A 16,785-nucleotide genomic window follows, 5' to 3' on the forward strand; every position below is an offset into this window, starting at 1 on the left:
CGCCAATGACGACGAGTTCGCCGACGGAGGCGCGGGACGTGGTAGGGTACGGCGTTCTCGCCAGCGCTCGCCACGGTCCCATGCCCCAACCCAGCCCCGACGTCGCGGCCGCCGGACCCGCAGCCGACGACTCACCCGACCCGGAGGACCGTTTATTGCACGGCGGTCGCTTCCTCGAACTGCGGGCGAAGGGGACCTGGGAGTACGCCCACCGTCCGAACGCCACCACGATCGTCGCCGTCTTCGCGGTGCATAAGGGGCACCTCATCTGCGTCGAACAGGAGCGCCTGCCGGTGGGCAAGTCGGTCCTTGAAGTGCCGGCCGGTCTGGTGGGCGACACGATCGACGGCGACGTCCCCGACGACGCGGCTCGGCGAGAGTTGGAAGAAGAAACCGGCTATCGGGCCGAGACGCTGGAGCTGCTCACCATCGGCCCGCCCAGCGCCGGACTCTCGGACGAAGTCGTCCACTTCTTCAAAGCGACGAATCTCGTTCGCGCAAGCGCCGGCGGCGGGGTGGACGGCGAAGAGATCACCGTGCACCGCGTCCCGTTGGAGTGCGCCACGGCCTGGATCCAAGGCTGGTCGACGACCAGCGAGCGGCTCGTCGACCCGAAGGTCTGGGCCGCGCTGTGGTTCCTGCGCGACGAGATCGCGGAGTGACCAGGCGAGCGGGGGACGTCAGTCCCCTGAGATCCTGACGCAGCGAAACGCTCAGGGGGCTGACGCCCCCCGCTCGCCGTTACGCCAGCTCCGCCCGCTTGTCAGCGATCAGCTTGATGAGGTCCTTCTGCGGCTCGGCGAACTTCCGCAGACCCTCTTCCATCAGGGCTTCGTGCATCGCGGCGGCGTCGACCTTCTCGTCGATCTCGTCCTGTACGGGCTGCGGGGGGAGTTGATCGACGGTGCGGGTGAAGGTCTTATCCATCTTCCGCAGGGCGTCGTTGGTGCTCGGCGGGTTTGTTTGGATGTCGCTGCCGGCGAGCGCCGCGACGTACTTCTCCGGCGGGTCGCCTTCCAGCTTGGCGCCGGTGCTGGCGAAGATCATCTCCTGGGCCAGCGGAATCTTCTTGCCGGCCCAGAAGTCGCAGTTCTCCCGCCAGATCCGCTTGGCGTTCAACAGGCCGACTTTGCCTTGGGCCTCCGGCGAGAGATCCACGTTCTTGCTGGTGTAGACGTCGATCCGGGAGATGAAGATCGAGTAGACGCTCTTGAAGCCTTCCAGCGAGGCCCGCTTCTTGGCGCCCTTCCACACCGCGTCGCGGGCGGCGCGGTATTGGTCGTCGCTGAACAGCAAGGTGATGTTCAGCGTCACGCCGGCGGCGGCCAGTTCCTCCAGCGCCGCGATCCCGCCGGGCGTGCCCGGCACTTTGATCATCCGGTTCTTGTGCCCGGCGGCGTACTTCTTGCCGAGTTCGATGTAGCGCGCCGTGCGATCGGCCTCCGGGATGCTGTCGACGGTGTCTTCCAGCAGCGGATCGAGTTCAAAGCTGACCCAGCCGGCCTCGCCGCCGGTGCTCTCCCAGATTGGCAGGAACCGCTCCTGAGCGTCCGCCACGAGCTTGTCGCACAGCGCCCAGGCGATCTCGGAGTCGTCTTTCCCCTCGTCGGCCAGGCGTTTGATGTCGTCGTCGAACCCGCCGGCGGCGATGATCCCGCCGATGATCACCGGGTTCGAAGTGGCTCCCACGGCGCCGTCTTCCAGCGCCTGGCCGATCTCTTTCGGGTCCACGCTATCGAGGTACAGACGCGTGCCGGTGGCGATCAGACTTTGCAGCGCAGACATCGGAGTGCGGGGGTCGGGATGTTGGAAAACGGATGTGGTATCGTGCGAACATCCTAAGGGGTGTCGGCGTCCGTCACATCCAACCCCCCGTTATCCGCGCTTTCGGCCGTCCCATGTCCCCCGTCTCCCAAATCGTCGCCCGTGGAATCCCGCTGCCCGGGGACGACATCGATACCGACCGCATCATCCCCGCCCGGTTCCTGCGGTGCGTGACGTTCGACGGTCTCGGCGAGCATGCGTTCGAGGACGATCGCGCCCAGGACGCCAGCCACCCGTTCGACGACGCGAAGTACGCCGACGGCGGTCTGCTGGTGACCGGCAACAACTTCGGCTGCGGCTCCAGCCGCGAGCACGCCCCCCAAAGCCTGATGCGGGCCGGCGTGCGGGCGATCATCGCCGGCTCGTTCGCGGAGATCTTCGCCGGGAACTGCACGAACCTCGGCGTGGCCTGCGCGACCGCGACGCCCGAGGTGCGTTCCGAACTGATCCGCCTGATCCAAGCGGATCCGACGGCCGAAGCGACGCTCGATCTGGAAGCCCTCACGGTGACGATCAGCGGCGAAACGTACCCGGTCGCGATGGCCGACGGCGCCCGCGACGCGCTGTTGACCGGACAGTACGACTTCCTCGCCCAACTGCTCGAAGCGGCCCCGGAGGTCGCCGAGGCGGGACAGAAAGTGCCCTATCTGTCCGGGTTCAAAGCCTGATCGCGGCGGGCGTTTCGTCGGTCGGCCGGTGGGCGAAGCGGGCGTCGGCGGATAGAACGACGTCATGCACATTCTGCTGACGAACGACGACGGGATCCGCGCCGCCGGTCTGGCGACCCTCGCCGCGGCCGCCGCCCGGCACGCGGGACCGGACGGATCGGTGACCGTCGTCGCCCCCGACCGCGAACACTCCGGCTGCGGCCACCGCGTGACTGTGGCGGAAACGCTCACGCTGTTCCGTGAGGACGACGGCCCCGATCAGCCGAACGGCGTGCGGGTGCGGCGGTTCTCGCTGGACGGCACGCCGGCCGATTGCGTGCGGATCGGCCTGCATCACTTCGCTGACCTGCGCGAGGCCGGCGCTCAGGGGGGCGGCTCCGGCGATCGGCCGTTCGATTGGGTGCTCAGCGGGGTGAATCACGGCGGGAATCTCGGGGTGGACGTGTTCCTGTCCGGCACCGCCGCGGCGGCCCGCGAGGCGACGTTGGCCGGGGTGCCCGCGGCGGCGCTCAGCCGCTTTCGGCGGGGTGCAGACGCCGCTTGGGCAGACTCCGTCGACCTGTTGGACCGCGTGCTGACGGAGATTCTCTCCGAGCCGCCCGGCCGCGGCGCCTACTGGAACGCCAACCTGCCGCATCCGCCGGACGTGCCCGCCGACAAGCGGCCGGAAGTCGTCCGCTGTCATCCGGAGGCCGGTCCGCTGCCGGTGAACTTCGAGCCGGTCGAGCCGGACGCCTCCCACGCCGCCGAAGAGGGCGAGGTCGTCGGCCGATACCGCTACCGCGGCCGCTATCCCGAGCGTAGTTCGGAACCCGGTTCGGACGTCGCCGTCTGCTTCGGCGGCGCCGCGGCGCTCTGCCGGCTGCCGCTGTTCCCCTGATCGTCGCGCGGCGCGTCGTCAGGGATCGCGTCGTCGGGATTCGGCGCCGGATTCGAGGGGGCGGGATCGAGGTGCGGAAAGAACGCCCGATCGATCAGCACGCCGACGCCCAGTAAGAACAGCGCCGGCGCCCCGCTGCCCCAGGCTCTCACCAGCAGCGAAGGCGGATCGGTCCCGATCAGAATCCATCCGAGCGGCACGAGGGCGCTCGCCATCGCCGCCAAGGTGGGCGGGGCGACGCGGGATCGCAGCAGGCCGGCGGCGTAGAGCATGGGGGCCGCGACCGTGACGGCCCCGCCCAGCGCCAAGCCCCAGCCGCCGGCCCACATCCCCCACCACGCCCCGGCTATTCCGCCGATCAGCAGGAGGTTCGTTCTCTCCGTACCGGTTCTAAGCAAGGGAAACAGGAGTCCGCCGATCAACGCACAGAGCGCGGCGCCTCGCAACACGTCCAGTGGCCCGGCGAGGTTCGGAGCGAAGCGATACGGGCCGAGGGCGAACCCGCCTTCCGCCAACTGCCAAGGGCCGCCGCCCCACACCTCCGCGGCCCCGATCCGAACGCCCGGCCACAGCCCCGCAGCGATCGCCGGGAACAGCAGCGCGAACGCGACGAACCGCCACGGCAAGCGGTGCCCGTCCAAGGCGATCAGCCCCGCCCCGAACAGCGTCGCCGAGCCGATGAACAGCACGCCGCAGACCGCGATCGCTGCCGGTTCCAATGCTCGCAGGAACAGCGCCGACGGCGAGGAACGACCGATTTCGACCGGCAGATTGACCCCGCCCATCAGCACGATTTGCAGCGCTAGCAGCGCCAGAGCCGTCCCGCACACGGCCTCCACCAACGGATACCGAGCCGCGATCGGCAGTCCGCAAGCCCGGCAGCGGCCCCGCAATCGCAGCCAGCCGATCACCGGGAGATTGTCCGTCGCCCGGATCGGGGTCTCGCATCGCGGGCAACGGCTTTTCGGCCGCGAGAGGTTCAGCCCCGCGGGGAGCCGATAGACGACGACGTTCAGAAAGCTGCCGACGCTCGCCCCCAGGGCGAACGACCACAGCACGATGAACGCCCGCAGCAGACCGGTCAGCCACTCGTTCGACGCCGCCGCCCCGGCCCATGGCAGGCCGGCCAAAGGCAGGATGAATGCCCAGTCCGCGAACCCCGACGGCGGCATGCGATGGGCGGGAACGGGGACGAGGGGGCGGAGAACCGCAGCCTATCGCGCCCATTCCAGTTTGGTGAGTCCGAGCCGGCCCGCGGCGTTCTTGGCGTGCGCGACCGCCCGCTCCGCCGTTTTGTTCATCAACTCCGGCGGGGCGCCGTCCGACCGCAGTTCGACGGCCTGTTCCAGCGTGTTGAGCGCCCGGTCGATCTCGCCGCCGGCGGAGGCGTCCGGGGCGGCTTCGACCAGATAACGCAGTTCGGGCCGCGTCGCGTCGAACTTCGCCCGCCACGCGACCCACTGTGGCTCGGGGGCGTGAGCGACGTCCACGAATTCGTTCGTCAGGTCGTCCAACTGGTCGAACGCCTCCCGCCACTCCGCCCGCGTGGATTGATGCTTGCCGAACGCCGCGTTCAGTCCGAACAACAGCGCCGGGACCGTCAGGACAGTCGCGAGCACGAGCACGTTGGGGTTCACCTTGCTCGACGGCTCCGGCGTCGCGGCAGCGGACTGCGTCTTGCGCCGCCGACGCGGCGGCACGGGGCCGGCGGCCAACGGCTGTCCGACGTCAAACTGGTCATCCTCGAACTCGCCCTCGAGTTCGTCCTCTTCCCGCTGACGGATCGCGTCGAGCAGACCCGCCGCGGCCCCGGCGGACTTGGCGTCCTCGGCCTTCTTCGCCGGAGCCGGCGCCGGGCGAGGCCGGGATCGCTTCCGTCTGGGTTCCGCCCGCACCTCGGGGAGATCGAGTGCGGTGAGAAAGTCCGCATTGGTCGCGACCAACGAGTCCGGCAGGTCGTCGTCTTCGATCGCCTCCATGTCCCCCGCGTCCGTCGGCGACGCTTCGGCGGGCGAGAGATCGAACCCGGACAGATCCATCACCGAGCCGTGCGACTCCCCGTAGGAGTCGTCCCCCGCGCGTTTGGCGAGACGGGCGCCGGCCTCGGGCTGGCGAGTGGTCATTGTGGATTCGCTTCGTGCGGTGCGGCGATCTCGGGGAGCGCCCCAAGGCGGGCCACGATAGAACCGCGGCCGGTCCCGCGGAGGCCCGATTCCCCCCTCGCCGCCGATCCTCACGGACTCTTCATCACGCTCTTCACAACTCGGGCCTCTTCACGCGGCGGAGAGCTGTCCATCTAACGCGAGCCGAACCTCCCGGCGGGCGGTTTGTCCGCGGAGCAGGGGACCGGTACCGTCCCCGCGGCCCGTCCGCGCCGCTCCGTCGCCCCCAATTCGCTGCCCCAATGATCGTCGTTCTCCACCGCTCCGCCGCGTCGGAGGATGTCGCCGCCGTTGCGGATCGCGTCGCCGCCCTCGGCATGATGGCTCACGTGATCAACGGGACGGAGCGAACGGTCGTCGCCGCGACCGGCTCCGAGGACGAGGCCCACCGCGAAACGCTGGCCAGCATGGCGCAGGTGGAGTCCGTCATGCCGATCCTCGCCCCGTACAAGGTCGCCAGCCTCGAAGCGAAGCCGGAACCGACCCAGGTCGTCACGGGCAGTCTGACGATCGGCGGCGGCGTCTGCGGGGTGATCGCCGGGCCGTGCAGCGTGGAGAGCGAAGAACAGATCATGACCAGCGCCCGGGCCGTCAAAGCGGCCGGCGCCACGGCGCTGCGGGGCGGGGCGTTCAAACCGCGGACCAGCCCCTACGCCTTCCAAGGCATGAAGGAGGAGGGGCTGAAGCTGCTCGCCGCGGCCCGCGACGAGACGGGGTTGGCGATCGTCACCGAAGTGATGACGCCCACCGACGTCGAACTGGTCGGCGACTATGCGGACGTGCTGCAGATCGGCGCCCGCAACATGCAGAACTATCGGTTGTTGGAAGCCTGCGGCGAGTCGCCCGCGGCGGTGCTGCTGAAGCGGGGGATGTCCTCCACGATGGACGAGTTCCTGCTGGCCGCGGAGTACGTGCTGAGCCGGGGGAACGAGCGGGTGATGCTCTGCGAACGCGGCGTGCGGACGTTCGAGAGTCACACCCGCTTCACCCTGCCGTTGGCGACCGTGCCCTACCTGCACGCCCGCACGCACCTGCCGATCGTGATCGACCCCAGCCACGGCACCGGCGTGGCGAGTCTCGTCCCGCCGATGATGAACGCCGCGATCGCCTGCGGGGCGGATGGCCTGATCGTGGAGGTGCACCCCGACCCGCCCAACGCCGCCAGCGACGGCCCGCAGTCCCTCACGCCGGATGCTTTCGCCAAGGCGATGATCGCCTGCGGCAAGGTCGCCGATGCGGTCGGGCTGACGATGGACACGACGAACGTGTGAGGAGCCGACCGTGGCTCGCCCCCGCACCTTCGACGCCGACGCCGCCCTCGATGCGGCGCTGCGCGTGTTCTGGATGCGGGGCTACCGCGGCGCCTCGCTGGAGGAGCTGACGAACGTCAGCGGCGGCTCCCGGCCGAGTCTGTATGCGGCGTTCGACGACAAAAACGGCCTGTTCGCCGCCGCGCTGCACCGCTACCGGGAGCGCTTCGACGCGGAGGCGCTCGCCGTATTGGAGAGCGAAGCGGACGGTCGCATCGCGATCGAGCGGTTCCTGCGCCTCTCCGCCCGCCGGTTCACCGACCCGGACCTTCCCCCCGGCTGCCCGATCGCGATGCAGTGCGCCGCGATGGAACCGGAGCCGGCGACCGACGCGGACGAGAACGCCCAGTCCGTCGCCGCCGAGCTGGATGCCGCCCTGCACGCGAAACTCCGGGCCCGGCTGGCTCGGGCGAAGGCGGACGAGCAACTTCCCCCCGGCGAGCCGCTCGGCCCGCTGGCGGACTACCTTCATGGCGTGCGTCATGCCCTGAGCGTCGCAGCCCGCCTCGGCCGCAGCGAGCGGGCGTTGCGGGCGATGATCGACGTCGCGATGCGAACTTGGCCGGACGAACGCGCGTCTGTCGCGTAGTCTTCCTCAAGCTGGTGAAGCCGTACCAGCCCGACGCGCGAGCGTCGGCCGTCGGCGCAGCCGCCAACGTCACAGTGCCTCGACGCACTGCCGACGCTCGCGCGTCGGGCTGGTATTCTCGAACGCTCCCCCCCTTCCTCGCGACGTCCATGCCTCGAATCGTCTTAGCGATGAGCGGCGGCGTGGACAGCAGCGCCGCCGCCGTGCTGCTCCAGCGGGACGGGTGGGAGGTGGTCGGGCTGTTCATGCGCAGCGGGGCGGAGGCGGAAGTCTGTGCGACGGATTCGCCCCTCACGGTGTTGCCGAGCGCCAAGGCGCATAAGCAGGGGTGTTGTTCCGCCAGCGACGCCGCGGATGCCCGCCGGGTCGCGGATCGATTGGACATCCCCTTTCACGCGTTGAACTTCGCGGGGGAGTTCGGCCGCATCAAGGATTACTTCGCCGACGAGTACCTCGCCGGTCGCACGCCCAACCCCTGCGTGCAGTGCAACAACTGGCTGAAGTTCGGCCGGCTGTGGGAGTTCGCCCAGTCCATCGGCGCCGAGGCCGTCGCCAGCGGGCACTATGCCCGCGTCGAAACGGGCGACGACGGCCGACCGGCGTTATTGCGGGGCGTCGATCAGGGGAAGGATCAGAGCTACGTGCTGTTCGGCGTGACGCCGGACGCGCTCGCCCACACCCGCTTCCCCTGCGGCGGGCTGACGAAGCCGGAGATCCGCGAACTAGCGGGTGAGGCCGGGCTGCGGGTCGCGGACAAGCCGGACTCGCAGGAGATCTGCTTCGTTCCCGATAACGATTACGCCGGCTTCGTGAAGCGGCACCGCGGCGAGCAGGACACCGCCGGCCAGTTCGTGGATGTCGCCGGCCGGCCGATCGGGGAGCACCCGGGCTACGAACGCTTCACCATCGGTCAGCGCAAGGGGCTGGGCGTGGCGTTCGGCGAGCCGCGGTACGTGCTCCGCATCGAAGCGGAGAGCCGCCGCGTCGTACTCGGCACCCGTGACGATCTGCGGTGCGGCGGACTCACGGCCGGCGAGGCGAACTGGCTGATCGACCGCCCGACTGGCCCGCTGCGGTGTTTCGCTCAGATCCGCTATCAGCACCAGGCCGCGGCCTGCGAGGTGGAAGTTGAGGCCGACGGAAAGGGCTTCACCGTGCGGTTCGACGAGCCGCAGCACGGCGTCGCCCCCGGACAGGCCTGCGTGCTGTACGACGGCGATCCGGCCACCGGTGAGACCGGGGATCGAGTATTGGGCGGCGGGTGGATTCGCGAAGGCGAGCGGGGGGCGTCAGCCCCCTGAGGTTCCCCGAGCGAGCTGCGAAGCTCGGCCCGCGTTGCCCCCCACGGCGCTTCGAGGCGATGATCGGGGGGTGACCGTCGACCCGACTCCCGCTTCTGCGACCGCGACGCGTGCGGCCGACTCGCCGTCTCAGAGGGCTGACGCCCTCCGCTCGCCTGGGGTGAGGGCTGACGGCCTTCGTTCGCCGCAGGAGGCGCTCGATCTGGCGAAGCCGCCGGCGGACGACGTGCAGAGCGATCACTTCGATCTGCTCGACCCGGATCAGATCGTCAAGACGATCGCTCGGATCGAGGGCCGCATCGCCGATCGCTTCCCCGACGCGGGGCTGCGCCGCGTCTGTCGGAAGCTGCACGGCATTTCACAATCGGCGGGCGAACGTTCGGAATCGTTCGGGCGGCCGAACCTGTGGTTTCGTGCGCTCATCTGGCTGCTGGTGATCGGCGTCGCGTTCACCTTGGTGGCGACGGTCGTGATGTGGGCGAAGCCGACGACCGAGGAACTCGGCTTCATCGACTTCGTGCAGGTGCTTGAAGCGGGCATCAACGACGTCGTGCTGATCGGCGCCGCCCTGCTGTTCCTCACCACGCTGGAGAACCGCATCAAACGGCACAGCGTGCTGGCGGCGATCCACGAGCTACGGGCGATGGCTCACATCATCGACATGCACCAGCTCAATAAGGATCCGGAGCGGATCCTTCACCCGGAGCTGATTCTGACGGAGCCGAACGGCCAGGATCGGCGGCTCTCCGCGTTCGATCTCTGCCGCTACCTCGATTATTGCAGCGAGATGCTGAGCCTGATCGGCAAGGTCGCGGCGCTGTACGTCCAGCGGTTCGACGACGCGACGGCCCTGTCCGCGGTGAACGAGGTGGAGAACCTCTGCTCCGGCCTGTCCCGCAAGATCTGGCAGAAGATCATGATCATCGAAGCGGCGATGCCCCGGTCGAACCCTCTGACGCCCGGCGGCCCGGGGTGACGGCGCTCGTCAGTCGTTCGCTGGAAGACGACGGTTGCTGGGCGTCAGGGGGCAGTTTGCGGTCTCTTCAGGAGGCGGGCGTCGCTTGCGGTTTCGCGGCGTCCCACAGTTCTCGGACGCTGCGAAACCGCAAGCGTTCATCGGGGGCGCCGCTCTCCCTCAGGTGCTTAGCAGATTGGCAATTGCTTCGCGCTCACGCGGCGCGGCGGCGTTGGCGACGGGGGGCGTCTTCTTCGTCGTCCTGGTCACTGGTCTTGCCGGCGACGGCCTTGGCTTCCTTCGGCTCGCGGCTCAGCAGGGCCAGCGTGCCGGGCAGCAGGAACAGACTGACGAACAGGCAACAGCCGATGCCGGTGACCAGCGTGATGCCGACGCTGAACAGCCCGCGGTGCCCGGCGATGCACAGGCTGCCGAAGCCGACCATGCTGGTGAGGCTCGTCAGCACGATTGCCCCCGCCGTGCTGACGCTCGGCTGATAGGCATTCCGTTTGCCCAGGCTGCCGGTTGCGAACCGATTGCGGAAGTCGTGCACCACGTGGACGCCGTCGTCCACGCCGATGCCCAGCACCAGCGGCAGGACGATTAGATTGGTGGGGTTCAGCGGGATCCCGCACAGGGCCAGGATGCCGAACATCATCACCCCGCCGGCCAGCGGCGGCATGAGCGCCAGCATCGCGTCTCGCATGTTGGTGAAGTCGAGGATCGCTCCCACCACCAGCACCATCGCCACATAGCCCCCCGCACACAGCACGGGGTCGAGTTCGATCCCGCGGGTCAGCAGCGTCATCGCGGTGAAGCCCACGACCAGCAGCGGCGGGAACAGCACCAGCAGCTTGTTCTCCTGGGCGAGGAAATCGGAGAGCAGCACGAGGCTCACGATCGCCAGGGCGTACAGCGCCGCGCTGCGGTAGCTGTGCATGATCTGCCGACCCGCTTCGTAGTTCTGCACCGGCGTGCCGGTCACGGAGGCGTCCACGGTGCGGAGATCGGAGACGAACCGGCCCAGCGGTTCGAAGTCCCACACGTCCTGCTTCGGGAAGATCTGCAACAGCCACTTCCCGTCCTCGGAGACGTACCGCTTCCGCAGCACGGTCGGGATGTCACGGATATTGAGCGGCGTGGAGTCGCTGGAGGCGATGGACAGCTCGCGGAACTCCCGCACCAGCTCGCTGGCCGCGCGGCCCTGATAGCGGTCCAGCACGACGACCTGTTTGTTGCCGTCGTCCATGGCGGCGAACGCTTCGCCGAAGCGGTCGAGTTTCTCCGCCAGCGGTTGGAGGTCGGCCCGGCCGCTGTCGAGAGCGACCTTGCGGAGAATGTCCGCCCGGCGACCGAAGTCGCTGGGCTTGGGAGCCGGCAGGTCACCGACGCCGGCGTTCCGCGGCAGCGAGGCCAGTTGCCCCCGCACCCGGGCGATGCCGGCGTTGGTCTCCGCCCGATCCCCGCCGGGCAGACGGCGGGCGAGGTCTTCGACCCGTGCCACCGTGGGCAGCGCCTCAAACTTCGCCGCCAGTTCGCGGGCTTCCTCGGCGCTGTTCGCCATCGCGACGGCGTACAGCAGGCTCGGTCCGCCGGCTTTCCGCAGGCGTTCGCGGCCGTCGGCGCTCTCCGCATCGCCCGGTCGCAGAGCGAGGAGGTTGTGGTCGAACTGTAGCTTCGACCCCGCTCCGGTTCCGTCCAGGTGCACCGCCTGCATGCCGATTCCGATGACCGCGGCGAAGCCCAGCACGGTCACGATCGCGGGGAATCGGGCGGTGCCGGTCCGCAGCCAGCCGAAGCCCATCGGCTTGGGCAGGCGCTTGGCCGGGACGTGTTCGTCCGCCAGCGCGATCAGGGCGGGCAGACACAGGAAGGTCGCCAGGGCACACAGCAGCACCCCGCCGCCGGCGATGATGCCCAGCTCCGCGACGCCCAGGAAGCGGGTGAAGGTGGCGCAGAAGAAGGCCAGCGCCGTGGTCACCGCGGCCGTGGTGATGCCCACGCCCACGCCCGCCGCGGTCTCGCAGAGGGCGTCTTCCAGGTCCAGTCCCTCGCTGCGATGCTGGAGGTAACGGGCGAGGTAATGGATGCCGAAGTCGATCCCCAGCCCGATCAGGATCACCGCGAAGGACACGCTGAGGATGTTCAGGTGCCCGACCGCGAAGGTGGTGAAGCCGAAGCTCCAGGCGAGTCCCACGGCCAGCACGAACAGGGCCAGCACCGGGTGCTTCACGCCCCGGAAGCCGATCAGCAGCAGGATGCCGACCGCGGCGAACGCCACGGCGCCGGCGCGGAGCATGTCGGCCCGACCGCGGCGGACTTCGTCGATCTCCAGCGCCGGAACGCCGGTGACGGAGACCTTGACCGTGCCGCGGTCCGCTTCGACCGCGGAGGCCACGGTGCGGAGCCGATCAAGCACCGCTTCGGGCGACGTCGGGCCGTCCGCCGTGCGGGCGGGGGCGACGCGGATCAGCCCCAGCGTGCCGGCGTCGTTCAGGAAATAGGTCGCTCCGCCCAGTTCGCGGGTCATCTCCGCGGAGCCGTCCCCGCCGACCAGGCTCGGCCAGGGCGAGCGGAAGTTATTTGCATCGCCCACGTGGGAGGTCAGCCCGTCGGCGAGCCGTTCCGCGCGATCGGCGACTTCGCGAACCTCGGCGTCCCGCCCGCTCTTGACCGCTTTGTCCAGCTTCACCGTCAGGGCATGGATCTGCACGTCGAGCCGGGCGCGGCTGGCGTCGCCGCGGAGGATCGGGGAGAACTCCGCGACCCGCTCGGAGACGCGATCCAGCTCTTCGGGCGACAGGCTTTGCAGCCCCTTGCGACGGCTGCGGGTCGTGTTGATGCGAGAGAGGACGGACCCGAACGTCTCCGGTTCCCGGTTCAGCCGCTCCGCGAGATCGTCGATCGCGCTGCGGACGGCGCCGGGGTTCTCGCCCTCGACGGCGACGACGAAGTCGTTCCCGTCGTCGAACCGGGCGGTGTAGGCGTCCCAGTGGGCGCGGGTGGGATCCCGCGGGTCGATCAGATCGCCGCGCTCGCTGTGGAAGCCGAGGTAGCAGAGCGTCAGCCCGACGCTGGCTCCCGTGGCCATCAAGACCAGCAACAGCACGACCTTCGGCGCCGCGGCGACCGCGGCGGTGATGGTGCGCAGTGCGTCCGGCAGGACCGGACCCCCGGCGTGCTGGCTTCCGCGATCGGCGCCTGGGGATGACATGCGGCGGGGCGTCCTGCCCGAGTGAAAGGAGTGCCGAACGGCGGGGCGTCGTGCCCAAACGGGGTGTTCGGTCCGACCGCGACGACCGCGTGAGCGTCCGACGCGATCCCCGGTTCGCCGGGCGAATCGTCAAACTCCGCCACGCTTTCCAAAACACGAGGCTCTGCGGAGCCTCGGCGTTCCGGGAAATCCTTCGTCCGCGAACCGATCTTTCCGTCGGAACCCAGTTCCCGTATCTTCCCGCGGACCCCGTCAAGGGGGAACCCCCGTCCGGGGATCCCCCGCCTCCCCGCTCGCACGGACGCGATGTACAAGTTCCTCCTCTGCCGGCGGTACCTCCGTACCCGCTATATCGCGCTGGCGAGCATCATCTCCGTCACGCTGGGCGTGGCGACGATGATCGTGGTGAACTCCGTGATGGCCGGGTTCACCACGGAGATGAAGGACCGCATCCGCGGCCTACTGGCCGACGTGGTCATCGAAACGCACAGCTTGCAGGGCCACGAAGACCCGGACGCGTTGATCGCCCGGGCGATGGAAGCGGCCCCCGGCATGATCGAGGCCGCCACCCCGACGGTCGAGATGTACGCCGTCATGAGCTTCGACTACGCCGGCGAGCCGATCCACCGCCCGGTCCAGCTGATCGGCATCGACCCGCGGGGCAAGTCGAAGGTCGGCCCGCTCAAGGAGAACCTCGCCAGCTATCAGGACGTCATCAAAGACGGCGTGATCGTGGCGAAGGCGGAGCGGAAGCCGAACGAACCGCTCGGCTGGACCCTCACCCCGATCGGCATGGAGATCGCCCGGCGGGAACAGGCGATGATGATGTACCGCCATCACCTCGCCTCCGCCCAGAACGCCGGCGGGGGCGTCGTGTCCGCCGCAGGCGCCTCCGCCCAGGGAACCGACGACGGCGCTGCCGCCAGCGACGATTGGGGCGGCGACACGACGTTTGAACCGAGCGAAGTCGCCCCCGTCGCCACCGCGCAGGACCCCTTCGAGGCGTTCGCCGCCCCGTCCGCCCAGCCGGTCGCCAAGAAGAACGGCGTGCTCGACGGGCGCCTGTACGTCGGCAAACAACTCATCAGCGTGCCTTTCGAAACCGCCGAGGGCGAGATCGAGGAACGACTGCTGGTCCATCCCGGCCAGAGCGTCTCCCTGACCACGGTGAAGGCCGGGGGGAACGGTCCGCCGGAGTCCGCCACGATGGCCGCGACCGTCACGGACGTCTTCAAGAGCGGCATGAGCGAGTACGACAGCCGCGTCGTCTTCTGCAACATCGAGCGCTTGCAGGAGGTCCGCGGCATGCTCGTACCGGACGAAAACGATCGCACCGTGAAGGTCGGCCGGGAGGTGCGGCTGCTCAGCGGGCCGCACGCCCAGCAGACCGGGCAGGTCGTCCGCACGGACGGCCCCTTCGCCGTGGTGCGATTGGGCAACTGGTACGACCCGCAGCAGCAGGAGGTCTCCATCCCCAAGGTCGATTGCCTGCCGCTCTCCCGCAGCGTCACCACGGTTCAGATCAAGCTGAAGGAGGGCGTCGACGAGAAAGCTGCCGTCGCCGCGCTCAAGCGAGCCTTCCCCGCGGAGCAGTTCAGCGTGGGCACCTGGAAGGACAAGCAGGGACCGCTGCTGGCCGCGGTCGATATGGAAACGACCATCCTGAACGTGTTGCTGTTCCTGATCGTCGCCGTGGCCGGGTTCGGAATCCTGGCGATCTTCTACATGATCGTCGTGGAGAAGACGCGGGACATCGGCATCCTGAAAGCCCTCGGCGCCGGGTCGCGGGGCATCCTGAGCATCTTCCTCAGCTACGGCATCAGCCTGGGGATGGTCGGCGCCGGCGCCGGCGTCGTGCTGGGGCTGGTGTTCGTGCACTACATCAACGAAGTCGAGAAGTTCATCTCGTACATCACCGGCCGGAAGGTGTTCGACGAGCGGATCTACTACTTCCCGGAGATCCCCACCAAGGTGGACCCGGCGACCGTGTTCTGGGTGGCGCTGGGGGCGGTGTTTATCGCCGTCGCCGCGAGCATCCTGCCCGCCCGCCGCGCCGCCGCCCTGCACCCGGTGCAGGCGCTGCGGTACGAGTGAATCGCTTCGGCCGGTCCGCCAACCCGACGCGTCAGCGAGGGCCGGTCACGATCTCGGGTTCGTCCCTCGCTGACGCTTCGGGTTAGTAGCCCCTCACCATCGATCGACCCCCCGGCACGATGAACGAACAGCCCCAACCCCTGCACGCCGTCGCGGTCGAAAAGGCGTACCGCAAGGGCGAGCACGCCGTCGACGTGCTGCGGGGCGTCAATCTGACGATCCACCCGGGCGAGTTCGTCTCCGTCGTCGGTCAGTCCGGCTGCGGCAAGAGCACGCTGATGCACCTGCTCGGGCTGCTCGATTCGCCGGACATCGGCGAGATCCGCCTCGGCGACGACCGCATCGATCACCTCCCCAGCCGCACCCGCGATCGGCTGCGGAACCGGGTCTTCGGTTTCGTCTTCCAGTTCTACCACCTCCTGCCGGAGCTGACGCTGCTGGAGAACGTCCTCACCCCGCTGATGATCCGGCATTCGATGCCGGCGTACTGGAAGAACCGCAAGGTCTATCGCCAGCGGGCGTCGGACATCCTCGACCGGGTCGGCCTCGGCCACCGGCTGACGCATACGCCGAAGGAACTGTCCGGCGGGGAGATGCAGCGGGCCGCGATCGCCCGGGCGCTGATCTCCGAGCCGCAGATCCTGTTGGCCGACGAACCGACCGGGAACCTGGACGGCGAGGTCGAAGCGGAGGTCATCGCGCTGCTTCGCGAGTTGAACGCCGAGGGGCTGACCGTCGTGATGGTCACCCACGACGACGCCCTGGCCAAAGCGGCCGATCGAACCGTCCGCCTGCTGCGGGGGCGGGTGGAGGACCGGATCGAAACGCCGCTGCGTCGCGCCGCCTGAGCGTCGACGGATTCCCGGGCGGGGCGAACGGGCGTTAGACTCCCGCGCATGTCCCAATCTGTCTTCCTCGCCGGCCGCCTCGTCCCCGAAGCGGAGGCGACCGTCAGCGTCTTCGACCACGGATTGCTCTACGGCGACGGCGTCTTCGAGGGCATCCGCGTCTACGGCGGCGCCGTCTTCCTGCACGACGCCCACATCGCCCGGCTGTTCGAGTCCGCGAAGGCGATCTCGCTGGAGATCCCGATGACGCCGGCAGAGGTGAAGGACGCGGTCGAACGCACCGTCGCGGCCAACGGCGTGACCGACGGCTACGTTCGCTTGGTCGTCACCCGCGGCGCCGGGGCGCTGGGGTTGGACATCCGTAAGACGGCGAACCCGCAGGTGATCGTCATCGCCGCGGACATCGCCCTATACCCGAAAGAGCTGTACGAAAGCGGCTTGAAGCTGATCACGGCGGGCACGATTCGCAATCACCCCGCGGCGCTGCCGGCCCGGGTGAAGTCGCTGAACTACCTCAACAACATCCTCGCGAAGATCGAGGGCTTCGCCGCCGGGGCGGGGGAGGTGCTGATGCTGAACCATCACGGCCACGTCGCGGAGTGCACCGGCGACAACATCTTTGTCATCAAGCACGGCGTGCTGCGGACGCCCCCGCTGGACGCCGGCATCCTCGCCGGCCTGACCCGGGCCGCGGTGATCGAACTCGCCAAGCGCCGCGGCATCGAAGTGCGGGAGGAGACGCTGGTTCGGCACGACATCTACACCGCCGACGAGTGCTTCCTGACCGGCAGCGCCGCCGAGGTGATCGCCGGGGTTTCGCTGGACGGCCGTGATATCGGCGACGGCAAGCCGGGGCCGATCACGAACGACCTGCTCGCCGACTTCCGAGCGTTGACCCGCGGAGAAATCAAGGTGGAGTTGGTTTAGCAGCGCAACTCGC

14 protein-coding genes are annotated in these 16,785 nt (G+C 69.0%); 10 read left to right on the plus strand and 4 right to left on the minus strand.

Annotated elements, in window-relative coordinates:
• Positions 1–662, plus strand: a 662-nt coding sequence (locus tag LzC2_RS06450) for an NUDIX hydrolase (RefSeq protein ID WP_206678587.1), incomplete at its 5' end; no start/stop codon positions are given.
• Between the two features lie 79 nt (positions 663–741).
• Here the strand turns inward: LzC2_RS06450 and LzC2_RS06455 are convergent.
• Positions 742–1,785 (minus strand): transaldolase family protein, encoded by a 1,044-nt coding sequence (locus tag LzC2_RS06455; protein WP_171184983.1) that lies wholly within the window; start codon positions 1,783–1,785, stop codon positions 742–744.
• A 113-nt stretch (positions 1,786–1,898) separates the two neighbouring features.
• Here LzC2_RS06455 and LzC2_RS06460 point away from each other — a divergent pair, with 113 nt between their 5' ends.
• Together LzC2_RS06460 and surE are read left to right on the plus strand one after the other, a co-directional pair.
• Positions 1,899–2,492: a 3-isopropylmalate dehydratase small subunit gene (locus tag LzC2_RS06460; RefSeq protein ID WP_171184985.1), complete on the plus strand. Its 594-nt coding sequence runs from the start codon at positions 1,899–1,901 to the stop codon at positions 2,490–2,492.
• A 64-nt stretch (positions 2,493–2,556) separates the two neighbouring features.
• Entirely contained in the window at positions 2,557–3,372 is an 816-nt protein-coding gene (gene surE, locus LzC2_RS06465; RefSeq protein ID WP_171184991.1) for a 5'/3'-nucleotidase SurE, read from the plus strand.
• Here surE and LzC2_RS06470 read toward each other — a convergent pair.
• Together LzC2_RS06470 and LzC2_RS06475 are read right to left on the minus strand one after the other, a co-directional pair.
• Complete coding sequence (locus LzC2_RS06470; RefSeq protein WP_171184994.1) at positions 3,282–4,544, minus strand: prepilin peptidase; 1,263 nt, start codon at positions 4,542–4,544, stop codon at positions 3,282–3,284. The two genes, surE and LzC2_RS06470, sit on opposite strands and share 91 nt — an antisense overlap.
• Before the next feature lie 42 nt (positions 4,545–4,586).
• Positions 4,587–5,495: a hypothetical protein gene (locus tag LzC2_RS06475; RefSeq protein WP_171184996.1), complete on the minus strand. Its 909-nt coding sequence runs from the start codon at positions 5,493–5,495 to the stop codon at positions 4,587–4,589.
• A 281-nt stretch (positions 5,496–5,776) separates the two neighbouring features.
• Between LzC2_RS06475 and aroF the strand changes: the two genes are divergently transcribed.
• The 4 genes from aroF to LzC2_RS06495 all read left to right on the plus strand — a co-directional run bounded on the left by aroF (position 5,777) and on the right by LzC2_RS06495 (position 9,710).
• Positions 5,777–6,805: a 3-deoxy-7-phosphoheptulonate synthase gene (gene aroF, locus LzC2_RS06480; protein ID WP_171184998.1), complete on the plus strand. Its 1,029-nt coding sequence runs from the start codon at positions 5,777–5,779 to the stop codon at positions 6,803–6,805.
• 10 nt (positions 6,806–6,815) lie between these two features.
• A complete protein-coding gene (locus LzC2_RS06485) occupies positions 6,816–7,433 on the plus strand; it encodes a TetR/AcrR family transcriptional regulator (protein ID WP_171185000.1) in 618 nt (205 codons plus the stop codon).
• Between the two features lie 149 nt (positions 7,434–7,582).
• On the plus strand, positions 7,583–8,734 hold the full coding sequence (mnmA, locus tag LzC2_RS06490; RefSeq protein ID WP_171185002.1) for a tRNA 2-thiouridine(34) synthase MnmA: 1,152 nt from the start codon (positions 7,583–7,585) through the stop codon (positions 8,732–8,734).
• A gap of 160 nt (positions 8,735–8,894) precedes the next feature.
• Positions 8,895–9,710 carry a hypothetical protein gene (locus LzC2_RS06495; RefSeq protein ID WP_171185004.1) on the plus strand — a complete coding sequence of 272 codons (816 nt, stop codon included), beginning with the start codon at positions 8,895–8,897 and terminating at the stop codon, positions 9,708–9,710.
• A gap of 193 nt (positions 9,711–9,903) precedes the next feature.
• Here LzC2_RS06495 and LzC2_RS06500 read toward each other — a convergent pair whose 3' ends face one another.
• Positions 9,904–12,903, minus strand: coding sequence for an MMPL family transporter (locus tag LzC2_RS06500; RefSeq protein WP_171185006.1), 3,000 nt, complete (start codon positions 12,901–12,903; stop codon positions 9,904–9,906).
• A gap of 306 nt (positions 12,904–13,209) precedes the next feature.
• On the opposite strand from LzC2_RS06500, the gene LzC2_RS06505 reads away from it, so the two are divergent.
• The 3 genes from LzC2_RS06505 to ilvE all read left to right on the plus strand — a co-directional run bounded on the left by LzC2_RS06505 (position 13,210) and on the right by ilvE (position 16,772).
• On the plus strand, positions 13,210–14,997 hold the full coding sequence (locus LzC2_RS06505) for an FtsX-like permease family protein (protein WP_171185008.1): 1,788 nt from the start codon (positions 13,210–13,212) through the stop codon (positions 14,995–14,997).
• A gap of 119 nt (positions 14,998–15,116) precedes the next feature.
• A complete protein-coding gene (locus LzC2_RS06510) occupies positions 15,117–15,845 on the plus strand; it encodes an ABC transporter ATP-binding protein (RefSeq protein ID WP_171185011.1) in 729 nt (242 codons plus the stop codon).
• 48 nt (positions 15,846–15,893) lie between these two features.
• Complete coding sequence (ilvE, locus tag LzC2_RS06515; protein WP_171185013.1) at positions 15,894–16,772, plus strand: branched-chain-amino-acid transaminase; 879 nt, start codon at positions 15,894–15,896, stop codon at positions 16,770–16,772.
• Positions 16,773–16,785: the final 13 nt, after the last annotated feature.

This window comes from Alienimonas chondri, assembly GCF_013036045.1.
Taxonomy (GTDB): domain Bacteria; phylum Planctomycetota; class Planctomycetia; order Planctomycetales; family Planctomycetaceae; genus Alienimonas; species Alienimonas chondri.

Coding starts and splice junctions, on each gene's coding strand:
- LzC2_RS06455 (WP_171184983.1), bottom strand. CDS start 1,785: ATGTCTGCGCTGCAAAGTCTGATCGCCACCGGCACGCGTCTGTACCTC.
- LzC2_RS06460 (WP_171184985.1), top strand. CDS start 1,899: ATGTCCCCCGTCTCCCAAATCGTCGCCCGTGGAATCCCGCTGCCCGGG.
- surE (WP_171184991.1), top strand. CDS start 2,557: ATGCACATTCTGCTGACGAACGACGACGGGATCCGCGCCGCCGGTCTG.
- LzC2_RS06470 (WP_171184994.1), bottom strand. CDS start 4,544: ATGCCGCCGTCGGGGTTCGCGGACTGGGCATTCATCCTGCCTTTGGCC.
- LzC2_RS06475 (WP_171184996.1), bottom strand. CDS start 5,495: ATGACCACTCGCCAGCCCGAGGCCGGCGCCCGTCTCGCCAAACGCGCG.
- aroF (WP_171184998.1), top strand. CDS start 5,777: ATGATCGTCGTTCTCCACCGCTCCGCCGCGTCGGAGGATGTCGCCGCC.
- mnmA (WP_171185002.1), top strand. CDS start 7,583: ATGCCTCGAATCGTCTTAGCGATGAGCGGCGGCGTGGACAGCAGCGCC.
- LzC2_RS06500 (WP_171185006.1), bottom strand. CDS start 12,903: ATGTCATCCCCAGGCGCCGATCGCGGAAGCCAGCACGCCGGGGGTCCG.
- LzC2_RS06505 (WP_171185008.1), top strand. CDS start 13,210: ATGTACAAGTTCCTCCTCTGCCGGCGGTACCTCCGTACCCGCTATATC.
- LzC2_RS06510 (WP_171185011.1), top strand. CDS start 15,117: ATGAACGAACAGCCCCAACCCCTGCACGCCGTCGCGGTCGAAAAGGCG.
- ilvE (WP_171185013.1), top strand. CDS start 15,894: ATGTCCCAATCTGTCTTCCTCGCCGGCCGCCTCGTCCCCGAAGCGGAG.